At 68.6% G+C, this 19,554-nt stretch carries 12 protein-coding genes; 8 read left to right on the plus strand and 4 right to left on the minus strand.

The annotated features are described in order from the left end of the window. From ACCD07_RS30925 to ACCD07_RS30935, 3 genes are all read right to left on the minus strand, one after another. Positions 1-3,915 (minus strand): DEAD/DEAH box helicase (locus ACCD07_RS30925; protein WP_413449541.1); only part of this gene is annotated, 3,915 nt, incomplete at its 3' end. A 31-nt stretch (positions 3,916-3,946) separates the two neighbouring features. Next, positions 3,947-4,921: a GlxA family transcriptional regulator gene (locus tag ACCD07_RS30930; protein ID WP_176654012.1), complete on the minus strand. Its 975-nt coding sequence runs from the start codon at positions 4,919-4,921 to the stop codon at positions 3,947-3,949. After that, positions 4,918-5,895, minus strand: a complete 978-nt coding sequence (locus ACCD07_RS30935) for a hypothetical protein (protein WP_413449542.1) — start codon at positions 5,893-5,895, stop codon at positions 4,918-4,920. The genes ACCD07_RS30930 and ACCD07_RS30935 overlap by 4 nt, the downstream gene beginning before the upstream one ends. 180 nt (positions 5,896-6,075) lie before the next feature. Here ACCD07_RS30935 and ACCD07_RS30940 point away from each other — a divergent pair, with 180 nt between their 5' ends. Beyond that, a complete protein-coding gene (locus ACCD07_RS30940; RefSeq protein WP_413449543.1) occupies positions 6,076-6,759 on the plus strand; it encodes a FecR domain-containing protein in 684 nt (227 codons plus the stop codon). Here the strand turns inward: ACCD07_RS30940 and ACCD07_RS30945 are convergent. After that, positions 6,756-7,760 (minus strand): zinc-dependent alcohol dehydrogenase family protein, encoded by a 1,005-nt coding sequence (locus ACCD07_RS30945; protein ID WP_413449544.1) that lies wholly within the window; start codon positions 7,758-7,760, stop codon positions 6,756-6,758. The two genes, ACCD07_RS30940 and ACCD07_RS30945, sit on opposite strands and share 4 nt — an antisense overlap. Before the next feature lie 151 nt (positions 7,761-7,911). Between ACCD07_RS30945 and ACCD07_RS30950 the strand changes: the two genes are divergently transcribed. The 7 genes from ACCD07_RS30950 to ACCD07_RS30980 all read left to right on the plus strand — a co-directional run bounded on the left by ACCD07_RS30950 (position 7,912) and on the right by ACCD07_RS30980 (position 19,412). Continuing rightward, on the plus strand, positions 7,912-8,832 hold the full coding sequence (locus ACCD07_RS30950) for a LysR family transcriptional regulator (RefSeq protein ID WP_176654015.1): 921 nt from the start codon (positions 7,912-7,914) through the stop codon (positions 8,830-8,832). 294 nt (positions 8,833-9,126) lie between these two features. Then, entirely contained in the window at positions 9,127-10,392 is a 1,266-nt protein-coding gene (locus ACCD07_RS30955) for a hypothetical protein (protein WP_413449545.1), read from the plus strand. Positions 10,393-10,402: 10 nt separating this feature from the next. Then, the gene (locus ACCD07_RS30960; protein ID WP_413449546.1) at positions 10,403-10,855 is read left to right on the plus strand and encodes a phosphate ABC transporter substrate-binding protein; all 453 of its coding nucleotides are present in this window, start codon (positions 10,403-10,405) and stop codon (positions 10,853-10,855) included. Further along, entirely contained in the window at positions 10,852-13,524 is a 2,673-nt protein-coding gene (locus tag ACCD07_RS30965) for an EAL domain-containing protein (protein ID WP_413449547.1), read from the plus strand. The genes ACCD07_RS30960 and ACCD07_RS30965 overlap by 4 nt, the downstream gene beginning before the upstream one ends. 79 nt (positions 13,525-13,603) lie before the next feature. Continuing rightward, complete coding sequence (locus tag ACCD07_RS30970) at positions 13,604-14,698, plus strand: polysaccharide biosynthesis/export family protein (protein ID WP_413449548.1); 1,095 nt, start codon at positions 13,604-13,606, stop codon at positions 14,696-14,698. 7 nt (positions 14,699-14,705) lie between these two features. Continuing rightward, positions 14,706-16,922, plus strand: a complete 2,217-nt coding sequence (locus ACCD07_RS30975; RefSeq protein WP_413449549.1) for a GNVR domain-containing protein — start codon at positions 14,706-14,708, stop codon at positions 16,920-16,922. Between the two features lie 141 nt (positions 16,923-17,063). Further along, a complete protein-coding gene (locus ACCD07_RS30980) occupies positions 17,064-19,412 on the plus strand; it encodes a choice-of-anchor Q domain-containing protein (RefSeq protein WP_413449550.1) in 2,349 nt (782 codons plus the stop codon). Positions 19,413-19,554 lie beyond the last annotated feature (142 nt).

Genomic DNA, 19,554 nt, shown 5'->3' on the forward strand with positions numbered 1-19,554 from the left:
GGCGGGGGCGGGTTTGGCGTCGGTGGCTGCTACAGTTACTGTAGCTGCTGCTGGTACTGCTGTTGCCGGACCCGCAGCTATCTCGCTGACGCGCTCGCGGATAGTGACGCCGTCGCCGCGCCGGACCAGCGCCCAGCGGCCGGCTTCCTCCATCGTCGGCGCGGCACCCCGGTGGCGGCGCTTGTCGTTGCTGGCGCGCTTGTTCGCCGGCAGCAGCATCGCGCGCAGGCCGGCATAGCTGTCGGCGTTGACCAGGCCCGTATTCACCAACTCGCCCAGCGTGTTTTCCAGCTCCACCGGCAGCAGGCGCGCATCGTGCGCCAGTTCGTCGAAGAACATGGCGCCGTCGCGCCGCAACGCCTCCAGCACCCGCGCGGCGCGCGCCGAAACCTCGATCTCCCCGGCCACCACCGGTAGCGCATGCCACAGCCCCAGCTGGCTGCGCGGCAGCAGCACCAGCGGCGTGCCGCGCACCGGACCGCCGGCAGCGCTGGACGGCGCACCGATGCGCGTCCATACCAGTTTGCCCGCGCGGCACAGGTCATCGAGCCATGATTTGGAATAATCCTGCAGCCGCAGCGTCAGCAGGTCGCTTTCCCACGCGCCGGCCGCCGCCTCGTAGCCTTCCATCTGCGACAGCAACAGCGGCAGCGAATCTTCGCCGTGCAGCTGCGTGTCCGGCGACAGGTGCTGCCAGTCGAACAGGAAGCGCATGAAGTCCTGGCGCTCCACCGGCTCGATTTCGCGGCGCAGGCTCTTGATCGTGTAGCGGTGGATGCGCGCCAGCAGGTGGCGTTCGCACCATTCCTCGATCTTGGCGCCGGGCGTGAAGCGGCCGCGCATCACATAACCTTCGCTTTCCAGCTGCGTCAGCGCGATGGTGGCGGCGCCGGCCGTCAGGCCAAGCGCGCCGGCGATGGCGGCTACCGTCTGGGGGCCGAAGCCGCTCAGGCGCGCGCGCAGGATTTCGACCAGCGCCGTATCGGCGGTCCAGTCGTTGTCGACGGGCGGCACCAGCGGCGGCGTGGCCTGCGCCTGCGGATACGCTGCCTGCACACAGGCCAGACGCTCCAGCGGCACCCAGAAGTCGACGCCGGCGCCGCGCATGCGTGTCGCGCGTCCGCCGGCGGCCAGCGCATCCAGCCACGTCGTCCAGCCTTCATTTGAAGATGCTTCCGCATACGTAATGCAGGCCAGCGACATCAAGGCCTCATGCATCTCGTCGGCGTTGCGCACATTCGGCCAGGCCTCTTCCGCCACGCTGGCGATCGCGTCCGCATCGAGCGCGCCCAGGTCGTCGGTCGATGCCGGATCGGTCCAGCGCCGGTTGATGACTGCCTGCGTGCGGCGCTCTTCCAGCGGCGCGTCGTCAAGGAAGGCGTAGGGACGGGCGTTCAGGATTTCCATCGCCAGCGGCGACGGCGCCGGCAGGTCGCGCGCCAGCAGCGTCACTTCGCCCGCTTCCATGCGGCGCAGCAGTGCCAGCCAGCCCTCGCAGTCCATCGCCTCGTGCAGGCAATCGTCCAGCGTCTGGTCGACCAGCGGGTGGCTGGGCAGCTCGCGCTCGCCGACGATATTTTCCAGGCACGCCGCCTGGTCGGGGAACACGGAGGCCAGCAGGTCGTCGCTCTTCATGCGCTGCAGCTGCGGCGCCACCTTGCGTCCGCCCGCGTAGCGCGGCAACGCCAGGGCGGTGGTGGCGTTCCAGCGCCAACGCACGTTGAACAGCGGCGCATCGAGCAGGGCCTGTATCAGTATGTGCTCGGCGGTGGTCGAGCGCAGGTAGCGCCACACCTCGTCCAGCGGGAAGCTGTGCGCGGTCGACAATGACAGCACGATGGCGTCCTCGGTGGCCGCCGCCTGCAGCTCGAAATTGAAGCTGCGGCAGAAGCGCTTGCGTAGCGCCAGCCCCCAGGCACGGTTGATGCGGCTGCCGTACGGCGTGTGGATCACCAGCTGCATGCCGCCCGATTCGTCAAAGAAGCGCTCCATGACCAGCGTGTCGCGGGTCGGCAGCGCGCCCAGTGCGGCGCGCGAGCGGGCCATGTATTCGGCGATCTGGCGGGCGGCATCGTCGGCCAAGCCGAGATGCTCGAACAGCCAGTCCACAGCGCGTTCGATGGCCGCCTCGCCGCCGCCGTCCAGCAGGCGGTCGATCTCGCCGCGCAGGCGCGCCACGCCCATCGACAATTCATCGCTGCGGCCCGGCGCCTCGCCCAGCCAGAACGGAATGTTCGGCGCCGCGCCGTGCGCATCCTCGACCCGCACCTTGCCCGCCTCGACGCGCTGGATGCGGTAGGACGTATTCCCCAACTGGAAAACATCGCCGGCCAGGCTCTCGACGGCGAAGTCCTCGTGCACCGTACCGACCATCTGGCCTTGCGGTTCCAGCACCACCGAGTAGTCGGCGTTGTCGGGAATGGTGCCGCCCGAGGTGACTGCGGTCAGCTTGCCGCCGCGCCGTCCGCGCAGCGCGCCGGCCACCGTGTCGCGGTGCAGGTAGGAGCCGCGCACGCCGTTGCGGCCGGTGTAGCCGTCGGCCAGCATGCGGATCACCGCGTCGTATTGCTCGCGCTTCAGCTGCGCATACGGCGAGGCGCGCCGCACCATGGCGAACAGTTCCTCCTCGCTCCACTCGCGGCACGCCACCTCGGCCACGATCTGCTGTGCCAGCACGTCCAGCGGCGCCGATGGAATGTGCAGCAGGTCGAGTTCATCGCGACGCACGCAATCGAGCAGCGCGGCGCATTCGATCAGGTCGTCGCGCGAGGTCGGGAACAATCGTCCCTTGGGCAGGCCGCCGACCTGGTGGCCGGAGCGGCCGACCCGCTGCAGGAACGAGGCGATGCCGCGCGGCGACGCTATCTGGCACACCAGGTCCACGTCGCCGATGTCGATGCCCAGCTCCAGCGACGCGGTGGCGATCAGCACCCGCAGCTCGCCACCCTTGAGGCGTTGCTCGGCATCGAGGCGGTATTCCTTGGCCAGGCTGCCGTGGTGCGCCGCCACCAGTTCGGCGCCCAGCCGTTCGCCCAGATGGCGCGCCATGCGCTCGGCCATGCGCCGCGTGTTGACGAACACCAGCGTGGTCTTGTGCAGCACCGACAGTTCCGCCAGCCGGTCGTAGACGCGTTCCCATACCTCGTTTGGCATCACCGCCTCCAGCGGCACCGGCGGCAGCTCGAGGCCGAGATCGCGCGCCCGAACGTGGCCGACATCGACCACCGCGCAATCGGCGCCGGCGCCGACCAGGAATTCCGCCACCGCCGACAACGGCCTTTGCGTGGCCGACAGGCCGACCCGCACCGGCGCCTTTGCGCACAGCGCGTCGAGCCGTTCGAGGCTGAGCGCCAGGTGGCTGCCACGCTTGCTATTGGCGACCGCGTGGATTTCGTCGATGATCACCGTGCGCACGGTGGACAGCATGGCGCGTCCGCTGTCTGATCCCAGCAGCACGTACAGCGATTCCGGTGTCGACACCAGGATGTGCGGCGCGCGGCGGCGCATGGCGTTGCGTTCTGTCTGCGTGGTGTCGCCGGTGCGCACCGCGCTGCGGATGCCGTGGTCCGGCAGGCCGAGGGCGGCCAGTTCGCGGCTGATGCCTTCCAGCGGCGCCAACAGGTTGAGGCGGATGTCGTTCGACAGTGCCTTCAGCGGCGACACGTACAGCACCCGGGTTTCGTCGGGCAGCGGACCAGAACCGCTTTCGGCCACCAGCGCGTCGATCGCGGCCAGGAAGGCGGTCAGCGTCTTGCCCGAGCCGGTCGGCGCGGCGATCAGCGCAGGACGGCCGCTGCGGATCAGCGGCCAGGCGCGCCGCTGCGCTTCCGTTGCGCTTGGGAAGGCCGAGCGGAACCATGCCGCCACGGCGGGGTGAAAATCTTGCCACAAATCGACGGTGGGCAGCTTGGTCATATACCACTAGATAGGGACGACGGCGCGGAAATCAATTATGGCATAGCCGGAAGCTGTCGCGGTATTGAGCCGGCGTGACGCCGAAGCGTTGCGAGAACACCAAGCGCATGCGCGCCGCGCTGCCGAAGCCGCAGCGCCAGGCGACCGTTTTCAGCGCCAGTTCGCTACCTTCCAGCAGGTTGCGGGCGGCGTCGATACGTGCGCGCTGCACGAATTCCGCCGGCGTGACGGCCATCTCCCTGACGAACTGACGGGCGAAATTGCGCGCGCTCATGCCTGCCACGTCGGCCAGGTGCTCGACCGACAACGACTCGGCCAGGTGTTCCATCACATAGCGCTGGATCAGCGTCGCCAGCGCGTCCGGTGCCTGCGCGTCGCTCAGGTAGGGACTGAACTGCGATTGTCCGCCCTGGCGCTGCGCCAGCACCAGCAGGCGCTTGGCGGCGGCCAGCGCCACGGCGGGACCGTGGTCCTCGGCCACCAGCGCCAACGCCAGGTCGATACCCGCGGTGACGCCGGCCGAGGTGACCAGCGCGCCGTCGCGCACGTGGATGCGGTCATGCTCGACCTGCGCCAGCGGGAATTGCGCCGCTAGCCGCGCGGCGTCGCTCCAGTGCGTGGTGACGCGCTTGCCGTCAAGCAGTCCGGCGCGGCCCAGCAGGAAGGCGCCGGTGCAGATCGAACCGTAGCGCGGCACTTCCTGCGTCATCTTGCGCAGCCAGGCCGACAGCTGTGGGTTGTCCGCCTGCAGCGCCAGTTCGGGGCCGCCGGCCACCAGCACCGTGTCGAAATCCGCAAAGGAGGCGGCGGCGTCGTCGAGGCCATGGTCGGCGCCCAGCCGTTGGCCGTTGGAGGCGCGGATCGGGTAGGGGGCCGTGCCGACGGTGACCAGCCGGTAGCCTTGGTCCGGCGCGAGGAAGGTGTTCGCTTCGGCGAAAACGTCCATCGGACCGGAGACATCCAGCGACTGCACGCCGGGGAACAGCAGCAGCGCGACGGTCTTCAAGATGCGCCGCCCATCGCCGCCGTTGCTGGAGCCGGAGCGGGCGGGAAGTAGCTGCCGCGCGACAGCAGGAGCAGCGACCGGGCCGCCACATACAGCACCAGCAGCAGCGTGGCGGCGAAGACGATCGCCGCGACGGCCTCCAGCACGCGGCCATGGCCGGCCATCAGCATCAAGCCCTGGCCCAGCGTGGCGAGGCCGAAGGTATAGGCCCAGTAGCCGGGGGCGAAGTCCTGCCGCGCCAGCCAGCGGGAGGCGAAGGCCATTCCGGCGAAGACGAACAGCGCATAGCCGGCCAGCGCGAACGTGACGGCGCTGTGGGCATCGGCGCCCGCCAGCACTTGATAAGCCACCAGCGCCACCACCGGCGGCGCGCTGTAGATGCCCATGAAGTTGCGGCTCTTGTCGGCCAGGCCACCCGTCATCAGCTGGTGCGTGATGGCCGAATCGAGCACGATCCACGAGATGGCGCCGACGCCGAACAGCATCCAGCCGTAATCGATGTAGCCGAACACGCCGGCCGCCAGCGCGTTGACCAGCACACTGGCGGTGTAGGGCAGGAACAGCGGCGGCACGATCTGGGCGGCGTCGCGCTGGCTGCTCCAGTGCGCGGCCAGGCGCCAGGCGCCGTACAGCAGGTTGGCGGCGGAGCCGAGCCAGAACGCCAGCCTGGCGGCGTCCGGCCAGTAGGGCTGCAGCGCCAATGCGATCAGGATCACCGATTCCGGTATCAGCGCCAGGAAGGCCGATTGCACCGGATCGCGCGTCTCGGCCACGGCGGCGGCGCGGTGCGCCATCCATTTGTGGACGTACAGGCAGATGAAAACGGCAAAGGACAGCACGGCCAGCGCCTGCAGCACCTCGCCGGCCAGCGGCGGCAGCGACCAGAGATTGTGGGCGAAGCGCCAGGCGTTGCCGGTTTCGGCCAGCCCCAGCGTGAGCGCGAAGAAGGATGCGGGCAGCAGTCTGGTTCTCATGATGTAGTCGATTCCGTTTGATGATCAATGCATCGATTTTAGGCCGGACGCGTGCCGGCATGAAGTGATCAAATGGATTGAATCCTGCCAATGTAGCACTGTTTACGGCGCCGCCGGCGTGACCACGAAGAGGCTGTATCCGTGGTATAAACACCGGATTAAATTTTCGGACGGTGGAGCATGCGGATACATAAATGGCTGGCGGCGTGGCTGGCGGCGCTGCTGCTGTGGAGCGCCGCCGCAGTTGCTGTTGCGGCGCAGGTGGCCGGCGTGGTGGTGCAGGTGAGCGGTGCGATGAGCGCGCGCTCGGCGGCCGGCGTGGTCAAGCCGCTCAAGGCGCAGTCGGAAGTGGAGAGCGGCGACACGCTGGTGACCACCGCCGGCGCCTGGGCCATGGTGCGCTTCATCGACAACAGCGAGTTGACGATGAAGCCCGGCACCACGCTCGTCATCGACAAGTTTTCTTTCGACGGCGCCAGGCCGGAGGCCGACAGCGCGGCGTTCACGCTGGTCAAGGGCGGCCTGCGTTCGCTGACCGGCATCCTCGGCAAGCGCAACAAGGAGAAGTTCGCGGTCAAGACGCCGAGCGCCACCATCGGCCTACGCGGCACGACTTTCTTCCTCGAATACCTGACCGGCAAGGGCGACGTCGATCCATCCACCGGACTCGATCCCGGCCTGCACGTGCATGTCAGCAGCGGCGGCATCTCCATCGTCAACCGCTCCGGCGCCTACCAGTACGACCCGGGCCAGTTCGGCTTTATCAAGGACGATACGACCAAGCCGGTGAAGATGTTCGCCAATCCTGGCATGCGCTTCGCGCCGCCGGCCTCGTTCGGCGAGGCCGATACGCTGACGCCTTAATCCAGGCTCACCTGCACCACCACCTTGCCGCGCGCCGTGCCCCCGACCAGCGCGGCGTGGGCGGCGCCGACGCTGAGCGCGTCCAGCGTGTAGGGCGTCGGGTCCAGCATCACTTTCAATTTGCCGGCGGCGGCCAGCGCGCTCGCTTCCCTCATGATCTCGCCGTGGTGCGCGCGGCCTTTGCCGGACAGCAGCGGCAGCAGCGTGAACACGCCCGAGTAGGTGGCGGCGCGGAACGACAGCGGCGCCAGCGCGTGCGTGCCCCAGCCCAGGCAGCTGACCACGTGGCCGTGGTACTGGCGCGCGGCGCGGAACGAGGCGTCCAGCGTGGCGCCGCCGACGGTGTCGTAGACCACGTCGAAGCCTTCGCCATCGGTGTGCTGCCGGACGTACTCCTCGACCGTGGCGCCACGGTAGTCGATGAAGGTGGCGCCCATTTTCTCGATCGCCCCGCGCTGTTCGGCGCTGCCGGTGGCGTAGACGACGGCGCCGCGCGACACAGCCAGCTGCACCGCCATGTGGCCGACGCCGCCGGCGCCGCCGTGCACCAGCACCTTCATGCCGGCGCCGACGCGGGCGCGGTCGACCAGGCCTTCCCAGGCGGTGATGAAGATCAGCGGCAGCGCGGCCGCTTCGCGCATCGACAGGTTCGAGGGCACCCTGGCCAGCAGGCTGGCGTCCACCGCCGCGTACTGCGCCAGCGAGCCTTGCACGCCGCCGATGCCGCCGGTCATGCCGTAGACGTGGTCTCCGGCGGCAAAGCCTTCGACGCCGTCGCCGACGCTGTCGACGATGCCGGCGATGTCGATTCCCAGCACAGCGGGCAGTCGCACCTGGGCGTGATCGGCCTTGCCTGCGGCGATCTTGGTGTCCAGCGGATTGACGCCGCTGGCGATCACGCGCACCAGCACCTGGCCGGCGGCGGCGATGGGGCGGGCGATCTGCTGGTTGGTCAGCGGGGCGGCGGCGGCATTGAGTACGACGGCTTGCATGGTTTTCATGGCGGGACTCCGGGTGGTTGGTTGATGCAGCCATTCTGGCCCGGCACGGCTTGCGGAAAAAGCGGGCCGGCCGGCATGCAGAATCCCCGAATCGCGAATAATCCGTAATCCGGCTAGAATCGCTGCACACATGGGGAGCACGGGGAGCGGGATGGACAGGCTGGATGCGTTGAAGGTGTTTTGTGCCGTGGTCGATGCCGGCGGCTTTAGCCGGGCCGCCGCCAGGCTGGGGATTTCGACGTCCTCGGTGACCCACCAGGTCGGAGCGCTGGAGGCGCATTTCGGCGTCAAGCTGCTGAACCGCACCACCCGCAGCATGTCGCTGACCGACGAGGGCCGGCGTTGCGTCGAACAGGCGCGCCGCCTGCTCGACGACATGGCGGATCTGGAAAGCGGCATGAGCGACGCCCTGCAGGCGCCGCGCGGCAGCCTGCGGGTCGACATGCCGGGCATCCTGGCGCGCCAGATCGTGGCGCCGGCGCTGCCGCGCTTCCTGGCCGCCTTTCCGGAACTGAGCGTGCGCCTGACGGCCAGCGACCGGCTGATCGACATGGTGGACGAGGGCGTGGACGTCATGCTGCGCATCGGCGAGCTGTCCGATTCGGGGCTGGTCGGGCGCGGTATCTACAAGAACCGCTACATCTGCTGCGCCGCGCCGGACTTCATCGCCCGCCACGGCCGTCCCGGGCATCCGGACGAGCTCAATGATTTTCCCTGCCTGAATTTCGTCTATCCGAAGGCACGCCAGCTGCGGCCGTGGGCGTTCCAGCAGGACGGCCAGCCGTTCACCACCACGCCGCGCGGCGTGGTGGCGATGGATCACGTGGAATCGCTGATCGAGATGGCGGTGCAGGGCGGCGGCATCGTCCAGCACCTGTCGGTGTCGCTGATCGAACCGCTGCGCAGCGGCGCGCTGGTGCCGCTGCTGGAACCATGGCAGGCGGCCGGGCCGGACGTGTCGGTGCTGTATCCGCAGCGGCAGCAGCGCGCGGCCAAAATCAAGGTGTTTGTGGACTTTGTGGAAACGTTGTTTTCCAGCCTGCAGGCGGGCGTTGATACCCGCATAACGTAGCCAGCCGTGCAATATATTCGATGATTAAATGACAGCTGATTTGTCATTTGATTATTGAGAATTGTGGTTTTTCGATAGAATTCTTGGTATCTTGCTCTAATCCATCGACAGTTGCTTTAAGGAAGTATAAAGTGGTTGTATCCGATGCAGTTCTTCGGAACGGCACCTAGCCAAGACCCTCCCACCTAGTCGAGACCGGACGCCCGCCGCAGCGGTGCGCGATGGCGCCTGTGCGCCTGCTCGACATGCAGTATCTGGCGGGCCGCCGTGTGAACACGATAGACAGGACCACGAATGACCGCTGATTTTTCTCCGACGCGCGCCGCCATGGCGGCCATCCTCATGCTGGGCTGCTGTATCGCCCGGGCAGGCGATGCCGCGCCCGGAGCGGCGGCCGACGGCGCGCCGTTGTGGACCTTCGGCGGCTACGGCACGCTGGGCGTGGTCCGCAGCAACGACAACCAGGCGGACTTCACGGCCAACGTACTCAATCCGGGCACCGCCGGCCGCAGCCGCGAGTGGAGCGCCAACGTCGACAGCCGCATCGGCATGCAGCTGGGCCTGAACCTGAACAGCTCATGGTCGGCGGTGCTGCAGCTGGTGTCCGAACGCACGCTGGAGAACGGCTACACGCCGGCGGTGGAGTGGGCCAACGTCAAATACCAGGCCACGCCGGACCTGAGCGTGCGGCTGGGCCGCATCGCGCTGCCGCTGTTCCTGGCCGGCGACTACCGCAAGGCCGGCTATGCGCTGCCGTGGGTGCGGCCGCCGGTGGAGGTGTACGGCAGCATCCCGATCAGCAACAGCGACGGCGTCGACGCCAGCTACCGCTGGAGCACCGGCGACGTCAACCATGTCACCCAGGTCTTTTTCGGCGGCACCACCATCGACATCACGGCGCAGGCGAAGGCGAAGGCGCGCGCGCTGATCGGCCTGTCCGACACCACCACCTGCGGCAACCTGACGGTGCGCGCCAGCGCGATGACGACCGAGCTGTCGGTGGACATTGCGCGCGAGCTGTTCGACGGCATGGCGCTGTTCGGGCCCCAGGGTGTGGCGCTGACGGAGCGCTATGACGTCCGGGCCAAGCGCGCGGATGTGGTCACCATCGGCTTCAACTACGATCCCGGCGCCTGGTTCCTGATGGGCGAGATCGGCCGCATGAACGCCCGTTCCTACCTCGGCGACAAGACCGTCGCCTACCTGAGCGCCGGCTACCGCTACGGCGACATCACGCCGTACGTGGGCTACGCCGTCTCGCACGCGAACACGGAGACCGGCAGCGCCGGGCTCAGTCTGGGCCAGCTGCCGCCGCCGCTGGCGGCCGCCGGCGCGCAACTGAACGCGGGCCTGAACGAGCTGCTGGCGACCATCCCGCGCCAGCGCAGCGTGACCGTCGGCGCGCGCTGGGACTGGCGCGCCAACTACGCGCTCAAGCTGCAGTACGACCGCCTGACGCCGCGGCAGGGCTCGAACGGCACCTTCATCAACGTGCTGCCGGGCTTCCGCTCGGGGCGCCCGGTCGGCGTGTTCAGCGCCGCGCTGGACTTCGTGTTCTGAGGGGGCTGCCATGCACGCTCTTCCACTGACACTCCGACGGCTGCTGGCGCTGTCGCTGCTGCCGCTGCTTCTGCTGTCGGCGGCCGGCGGCGCGCGCTCGGCTGAACTGGTGGTCATCGTCTCGGCGCGCAATCCGTTGTCGGTGCTGCGCCCGGAGCAGGTCGTCGACATCTTCCTGGCGCAGACCGGGCGCTTCCCCGGCGGCGACGAGGCGGTGGCGCTCGACCTGCCGCTGGGCAGCCCGCTGCGCGACGAGTTCTATAGCAGGGTGGCGGCCAGGTCGCCGGCGCTGATGAAGGCTTACTGGACCAAGATGGTGTTCACCGGACGCGGCCAGCCGCCGCGCGAACTGGCCAGCAGCGCCGCCGTGCGCAGGATGGTGGCCGACAATCCGTCGATGATAGGCTACATCGACCGCAGCGCGCTGGACGCCAGCGTCAAGGCTGTGCTGGTGACCCCTTGAATACCGCTACCGACGCCACCCACAAAGCCGACACGCTGCGCGCGCGCTGGCTGCGGCGCGGGCTGGACACGCACTTCTCGCTGCCGCTGTTCGCCTTGCTGCTGCTGGTGGCGATCTGGGTGGTGGCGTACCAGGAGATCGCCGTCGAGCGCATCCACGCGCGCGAGGCGGCGGCCGATTCGCTGCGCGACATGCTGGGCACCTACGAGGCGCAGGTGGCGCGCAGCCTGGACGGCATCGACCAGACGCTGCGCGTGCTCAAGTACGCCGTCGAGCGCAAGGGCGCGCTGGGCGCGCTGCCGGAGCTGGGGCGCGAGGGCCTGCTGCCGCCGGGCGTGGTGTTCGTGGTCAGCATCGTCGACCGCAGCGGCATGACGGTGGCCAGCAATCCGCAGGCGCTGCCGATCTCGGTGGCCGACCAGGCGTACTTCAAGTTCCACCAGGAGCGCGACAGCGGCGGCACCTACGTCAGCCAGGCCACGCGCGACGCCGCCAACACCGAATGGCATCTGCACTTCACCCGCCGGCTCGACGACGATGCCGGCAATTTCGCCGGCATCGTCATCGTCGAAACCGATCCGGCCTATTTCACCAGCAGCTACGAACGCAGCCGGCTCGGCGAGTACGGCATGCTGGGCCTGGTCGGCGGCGACGGCGTGGTGCGCTCGCTGCGCATCGGCGACAAGCTGTCGTTCGGCCAGCGCATGGACAAGCCGGCCGGGGCGATCGCGAGCTTTGAAGGCATGCGCCGCTACATGGGCATGCGCGAGCTGCACGGCGTGGGGCTGAACGTGGTGGTCGGCCTGGCGGAGGGCGAATTGATGGCCGGCTTCGAGCGCCAGCGCCGCGAAAAGCTGATCCAGGCGGCGGTGGTCAGCGCGGTGCTGCTGGCCAGCACCGCCTTGCTGTGGCTGTGGTCGTGGCAGGGCGCGCGCAACCGCGCCCGCGTGCGGCGCGCGCAGGAAACCTATGCGGCGGCGTCGGCGGCCAGCCTGGACGCCTTCTTCGTCATGCGCGAGGTGCGCGACGTGGGCGGCGAGATCATCGATTTCATGTTCGTCGACGCCAATTCGCGGGCCGAGAAAATGACCGGCTTCAGCAAGAGCCGGCTGTGCGAGATGACGCTGTGCGGCTTGATGCCGCAGGCGCGCGAGACCGGCCTGTTCGCCCACCTGGTGCATGTGACGCGGGTCGGCGGCGTGCACGAGCAGGAATGGGAAAGCACGATACCGCAGCTGCGCGCGCGCTGGCTGCACCAGCAGGTGGTGCCGGTCGAAGGCGGCATCGTCGCCATCGTGCGCGACATCAGCGAGCGCAAGCTGGCCGAGGAGCGCATGCTGCACCTGGCCCACCACGACACGCTGACCGGCCTGCCGAACCGCAGCCTGATCGGCGACCGCCTCGACATGACGATCGCCCAGGCGCAGCGCAGCGGCGGCGCGGTGGCGGTGGCGTTCATCGACCTGGACGGCTTCAAGCTGGTCAACGACGGCCTGGGCCACAACGCCGGCGACGAATTGCTGAAGGTGGTGGCCGAGCGCATGAGCGGCTGCCTGCGCGCCGGCGACACCGTCGGCCGCTTCGGCGGCGATGAGTTCGTGCTGGTGCTGACCGAGCCGGACGACGGCGCGGCCGCCGCGTCGGTGCTGGAGCGGGTGCGCGAGGCGGTGCTCGAGTCGATCATGCTGGGCGGGCAGGAAGTGCAGGTCAGTTGCAGCATCGGCGTGGCGGTCTATCCGGACGACGGCGCCGACGCCGGCACGCTGCTGATGCACGCCGACACCGCCATGTACCGCGCCAAGGAGCTGGGCAAGAACAACTGCCAGTTCTACACCCGCGGCATGAACGCCAGCATCGAGGAAAAGCTGGTGCTGCTGGAGGGCTTGCGCGGCGCGCTGGACGACGACCAGTTCCGCCTGGTCTACCAGCCCAAGGTGGACCTGCGCACCGGCCGCGTGTTCGGCGTCGAGGCGCTGGTGCGCTGGGAACATCCGGAGCACGGCTTCATCGGGCCGGACCGCTTCATTCCGCTGGCCGAGGAGAGCGGCATGATCGTCGCGCTGGGCGAGTGGGTGCTGCAGACGGCCTGCCGCCAGAACCGCGCGTGGCAGGACGCCGGGCTGGCGCCGCTGCGGATCTCGGTCAACGTGTCGCCGCGCCAGTTCGAGGAGCAGCGGCTGGTCGAGCGCGTGGCGCTGGCGCTGTCGCAGAGCGGCCTGGCGCCGGAATGGCTGGAGCTGGAGGTGACCGAGGGCGTCATCATGCGCGACCTGCAGCAGGCGGTGGACAAGATGGCGGCGGTGCGGGCGATGGGCGTGTCGCTGTCGATCGACGACTTCGGCACCGGCTACTCCAGCCTGTCGGCGCTGAAGTCGTTCCCGATCAGCACGCTGAAGATCGACAAGTCCTTCGTGCGCGACCTGGGCTGCAGCGAGGGCGACGAAGCCATCGCCAGCTCCATCATCGGCCTGGCGCACCGGCTCAAGCTGCGCGTGATCGCCGAGGGCGTGGAGACCGAGCAGCAGCGCAGCTTCCTGCGCGAGAACGGCTGCGACGAGATGCAGGGCTATCTGTTCAGCCGTCCGCTGCCGGCCGAGCAGCTGCGCCAGCTGCTGCTCAAGCAGCAGACGCAGCCTGTGCCGCCGCGCGACGCCTGCCTGCTCGCTTAGCCGCGCGTTTGATCTGCAACAAGGCCGCCTGCCGGGCGCCCATCTACTCTGAACCTAGTTCCGAGCCACGGTGGCCGCCATGTCTACTTTCCGTTTGTCCGGTTTGTGCCGTATCTTTTTTTTGCTGCTGTTCTGCCTGTGCGTGCTGTCCGGCTGCGCGGGCGACCTGCACAGCGCGTCGGCGACGGACGAAGCGGCCGTCATCGCGATCACGCCGCAGCTGCTCGACGCCGAACGCCAGCGCGCCAGCGCGCCGCCGGTGCCGGACGTGCCGGCGCCGGCGGGGACCTCGACCGACGGCGCCTACCACATCGGCCCCGGCGACGTGCTGGCGATCACCGTCTGGGACCATCCCGAGCTGACCGGCGCCGTCGCCCGCGACCTGAGCGCCGACGCCTACGTGCAGGGGCCGCCGGCCGCCAACTTCGTGGTCGACCAGCAAGGCCAGCTGAACTTCCCGTTCGCCGGCACCATCACGCTGGCCGGGCTGACGCGCGAGCAGGCGCGCACGCTGCTGGCCACGCGGCTGGCGCGCTACTTCCGCGATCCGCGCGTCACGCTCAGCGTGCAGGCCTACCGCAGCCAGCGCGTGTATATCGACGGCGAGGTCAAGGCGCCGGGTCTGCAGGCCATCAACGATATCCCGATGACGCTGCTGGAGGCGCTGAACCGCGCCGGCGGCCTGCTGCCGAGCGCCGACCAGAGCCGCATCACGGTCGAGCGCGGCGGCCAGCGCCACCGCATCGACCTGCTGCGCACCCTGGCCGGCGGCCGCCATCCGGCCGTGCTGATGCTGGCCGACGGCGACATCGTGCGGGTGCCGCCGCGCGACGAGAGCAAGGTGTTTGTCGCCGGCGAGGTGCTGACGCCGCGCGCGCTGACCATGCACGACGGCCGGCTGACCCTGAACGAGGCGCTGGGCGAGGCCGGCGGCCTCAATCCGCAGAGCGCCGATTCCGGCCAGGTCTATGTGGTGCGGCAGAGCCCGCAGGGGCCGCGCGTGTACCGGCTGGACGCGCGGCCGGCGCAGGCGCTGGCGCTGGCCGAGCGCTTCGAGCTGCAGCCGCGCGATGTCGTGTACGTGGCCTCGTCGGGCCTGGCCAACTGGCACCGCGCCATCAGCCAGCTGTTCCCCGGCGAGCTGTCGTCGGCCGTCGGCGCAACCCGTCCGTGAGCGCGCCATGAACGATCCCCATGACTCCTCGTCTTCCTCGCTGCTGCGTCCGCTGCGCGGCGTGGCCGCGCCGGCCCAGCTGATCGAGCGGGTGGCGCCGCCGCCGGAACCGGAGCCGGGCGCGCTGCCGTGGCGCGCGTATTTCCGGGTGCTGTACAGTTGCCGCTGGCTGATCGTGTCGGTGGCGCTGCTGTGCACGCTGTCGGCGCTGCTGTACGCGCTGGCGGCGCGGCCGGTGTACGAGGCCAACATGCTGCTGCACGTGGAGGAGGACAACCCGAACGCGTCCAAGAACATCCTCAACGACGTGTCGTCGTTGTTTGAGACCAAGAAGGCGGCGATCGCGGAAATGGAGTTGCTGCACTCGCGCATGGTGGTGACGCGGGCGGTCGACACGTTGCGGCTGTACATCCAGGCCACGCCGCGTTATTTTCCGCTGGGTGGCGAATGGATCGCCGCGCGCGGCGGTGGCCGGCTGTCGGAGCCGGGGCTGTTCGGCTACGGCGGCTACGCGTGGGGCGCGGAAAAGCTGGAGGTCGCGCGCTTCGAGGTGCCCGACGGCATGTACAACCGCGATTACACCGTCACCGCGCTGGGCGGCGAACGCTACCGTTTGAGCGACGGCGGCGGGCGGGTGCTGATCGAGGGCAGGGTGGGCACGCTGGCGCGGGCGAATGGTGACGGCGGCGCGGTCGAGCTGCTGGTGACGCGGCTGCGCGGCAATCCCGGCGTGCGCTTCGTCCTGCGCCGCACCACGCGGCTGGCGGCGCTGGAGCAGGTGCAGCGGGCGCTGCAGATCGCCGAGCAGGGCAAGCAGTCCGGCGTGATCGAGGTGCGGCTGCAGGGGCCCGATGCGCAGCAGGTGTATGCGACGCTGAGCCAGATCGGCAGCGAATACATGCGGCAGAACCTGGCGCGCCGCACCGAGGAGGCCGAGAAGACGCTGGCCTTCCTCGACCACCAGCTGCCGGCGCTGCGCGAACAGCTGGAGACCGCCGAGGCCCGCTACAACGGCTTCCGCAGCGCCCAGGAGACGATCAACATGGAGCAGGAGGTGCGCATCGCGCTCGACAGCAAGACCGCCGCGCAGGCGCGCCGCAGCGCGCTGGTCCAGAAGCGCACCGAGCTGCTGGGGCGCTACACCGACGAGCATCCGGTGCTGCAGGCGCTGAACCAGCAGCTGCGCGAATCGAACCGCGAGCTCACCGAGCTGGAGGTGCGCATCAAGAAGCTGCCGCTGCTGGAGCAGGAGCAGTCGCGGCTGGTGCGCGACGTCAAGGTCACCAGCGACCTGTACACGGCGCTGCTGAACACGGCGCAGCAGCTGCGGGTGATGGCGGTCGGGCGCATCAGCAACGTGCGGCTGGTCGACATGCCGGTGGCGCCGGAGCGCGCGCTGAAGCCGAACCGGCCGCTGATCGTGCTGCTGGGGCTGGTGACGGGGGTGTTCGCCGGGGCCCTGCTGGCCTTTGCCAGCCGGGCCGTGCGCGGCGGCATCGACGATCCGCAGCGCATCGAGGCGATGCTGGGCACGCACACGGTGCATGCGACGATCCCGCACAGCCGCAGCCAGGACAAGCTGCGGCGCCAGGCGCGCAAGCAGGCGCCGCTGTTGCTGGCGCAGGCGGCGCCCGACGACGCCGCCGCCGAGAGCCTGCGCGCCTTCCGCGCCACCTTGCTGTTCGTGCTGCCGCACAGCCGCAACAACATCGTCAGCTGCGTGGGGCCGACCGCGCGGGTGGGCGCGTCGTTCGTGTCGGTCAACCTGGCGCTGCTGCTGGCGGCCGGCGGCAAGCGCACGCTGCTGATCGACGCCGACCTGCGCGACGGCCGCCTGCACGACAAGTTCGGCGTCGACCGCGCCGGCGGCCTGGCCGAATGCCTGGCCGGCACGCTGCAGCCGCACCAGGCGGTGCGCCACAACGTCGCCCCCTGGCTCGATTTCATCCCGGCTGGCAGCGCCGCGCCACAGCAGACCGAGCTGTTGCAGCCGCGCCGCCTGGCGCTGCTGCTGGCCGCGCTGGACGCGCGCTACGACGTGGTGCTGATGACGGCGCCGCCGGTGCTGGCCGCCGCCGACGCCTTGCTCATCGGCGCGCAGGCCGGCGCCGTGTTCCTGGTGGCGCGCGCCGGCGTCACCACCGAAGCCGAGCTCAGCGAGTCGGTGCAGCGCCTCAACCGGGCCGGCATCGCGCCCCATGGCGTGGTGTTCAATGACGCTTAGGTGCGATGCCTTTGCGATGCCTGATGGCAGCTATTCCTGCCGTAAATAAATCTTGTCAGAATTTTTTTCTAAAAGCATTGAACTATAGAATTTGATTTGAATCAAACCTACCTCATTCACTTCATGAACGAGGAACGTTTGATGAAAAATTCTGTCAACTACCTGTCGCAGGGACATGTCAACATCGTGGGTTACGGCGCATGCGCCGTCCTGCTTGCCGCGTGCGGCGGCGGGAGCGGCGAATTGGCCGCCACCTCCACGGTGTCACCACCGGCTCAGCTTGCCGCCAGCGTCAGCTACAACGACGCTGTGGCGACCTCTGCCTTATACGTGTCCACGACCGGCTCGGACAGCAATCCGGGCACGCAGGCGGCGCCATTCCTGACGATCGCCAGAGCTGCCCAATCCGCCACGGCCGGCACCGTGGTGCACGTCTCGGCGGGCCGCTATGCGGGCGGCATCGTCACCCGCGCCAGCGGCACGGCGACGGCGCGGATACGCTATGTGTCGGATACCAAGTGGGGCGCGAAGATCGTGCCGCCGGCCAGTTCGTCGTCGGCTTTCGGCTGGGACAACCGCGGCAGCTACGTCGACATCGTCGGCTTCGAAGTCGACGGCAGCGCGGTGCAGGCCGGCACGCGCTGGAGCACCGGGCTCTACACGGGCGGCTCGTTTGCCGCGCTGCAGGGCAACCATGTGCACCACATCGGGCAGGGCGCCTGCGCCTCCGGCGGCGGCATCGGTTCCGACAGCTATTACAGCGGCGCCAGCAACGACGTGCTGGCCAATGTCGTGCACGACATCGGCGCCAGCGGCTGCAAGACCATGTACGGGGTCTACGTCAATACCGCCGACAGCGACGTCAAGAACAACCTGATCTATGGCGTGTCGAACGCGGCCGTCAATCTGTGGCATGACGCATCGCGCGTCAATGTGACGAATAACACGATCTTCGCCTCCTATACCGGTATCGTGGTGGGGAGCGGCGATTACTACCATGCCACGACGGCCGGCGATTACTCCCGCGTTTCCAACAACATCGTGTACGACACCGTTTACGGCGTGATAGAGCTGGGCAACCTTGGCGCGCACAACACCTACAGCAATAATCTGATGTACTTGCAGACTGCTTATGCTTTCTTGCTCAGCAAGAGTTTCGCGGTGGCGACGGTGGCGGCGCCGCCGCAGTTCGTCAATTACGTGCGCACCGGCGGTGGAAATTATCATCTGCAGTCGACGTCGCCGGCGATCAACAGGGCGCTGGCGACCGATCTGCCGCCGGCCGATCTGGACGGAGTGGCGCGTCCGTCCGGCGGCGCCGGCGATATCGGCGCGTATGAGTATGTCGGCACCACGCCGACTCCGACGCCGACGCCGACGCCGACGCCAACCCCAACGCCGACTCCAACCCCAACGCCGACACCGACCCCGACCCCGACTCCAACGCCGACGCCGACGCCAGTCCCGGCCACCGCCAACCACCTGTACGTGGCCACCACCGGTTCGGACAGCAACTCCGGCGCCCAGGGCTCGCCGCTGAAGACGATCGCCCGCGCGGCCGCGCTGGCGCGTCCGGACACCACCGTGCACGTCGCGGCCGGCACCTACCCGGGCGGTTTCACGACCACCGTCAGCGGCACCGCAAGCGGACGCATCTATTTCGTCTCGACGACGAAATGGGGCGCGCGCATCGTGCCGGTGGCCGGTTCCAGCAGCGACACGGGCTGGGACAACCGCGGCAACTACGTCGACATCAACGGCTTCGAGGTCGACGGCAGCTCCAGCACCGCGTGGAAGCACGGCATCTACAACGGCGGTTCCTACGATGCCATCCGCAACAACCACGTGCACCACATCGCGCTCAGCGGCTGCAACAGCAACGGTGGCTCGGCGATCGGCGTCGACTCCTACTATCACGGCGTGGCGGGCGACGTGACAGGCAATGTCGTGCACGATATCGGCCCTGCGGGTTGCACGTTTGTGCAGGGTATCTACCTCAGCACCTCGGGCAGCGTGGTCAACAATGTCGTCTACCGTGTAGCGGAAGCGGCCATCCACTTGTGGCATGACGCCAACAATGTCATCATCGCCAACAATACGGTGAGCAACTCCCATACCGGCATCATTGTCGGCGGCGGCGATTTCTACTTCCGCACCTCGCCGGACGATTACACCCACGTGGTCAACAACATCGTCTACGACAATACCTACGGCATCTCCGAGCAGGGCTCGACCGGTACCCACAACACCTACAACAATAACCTGGTGTACCAGAACAGCAGCTACAACGTGAGCCTGCGCAACGGCTTGACGGCGGCGGCATCGGTGAGCGCCGATCCGCAGTTCGTCGCCTACAGCCGCAGCGGCACGCCGGACTTCCACCTGCGTAGCAGCTCGCCTGCCAAGGGCGCCGGCACCACCACCTACGCGCCGTCGGTCGACATCGAGGGCACGCCGCGCTCGCCGGTGAGCATAGGCGCCTACCAGTAAGGCGGCGAGACGCCGCCGCTCAGGCGGCGTCGCGGCAGTGTCTTATACAAATCTACGAGCCCACGACACAAAGGCGAAGGGGGGTAGGCGCCGGGGGGGGGGGTAAAAAAAAGGGGGGGGGGGGGGGGGGGGGGGGGGGGGG

This window comes from Duganella sp. Dugasp56 (genome assembly GCF_047304105.1).
Taxonomy (GTDB): domain Bacteria; phylum Pseudomonadota; class Gammaproteobacteria; order Burkholderiales; family Burkholderiaceae_D; genus Rugamonas; species Rugamonas hordei.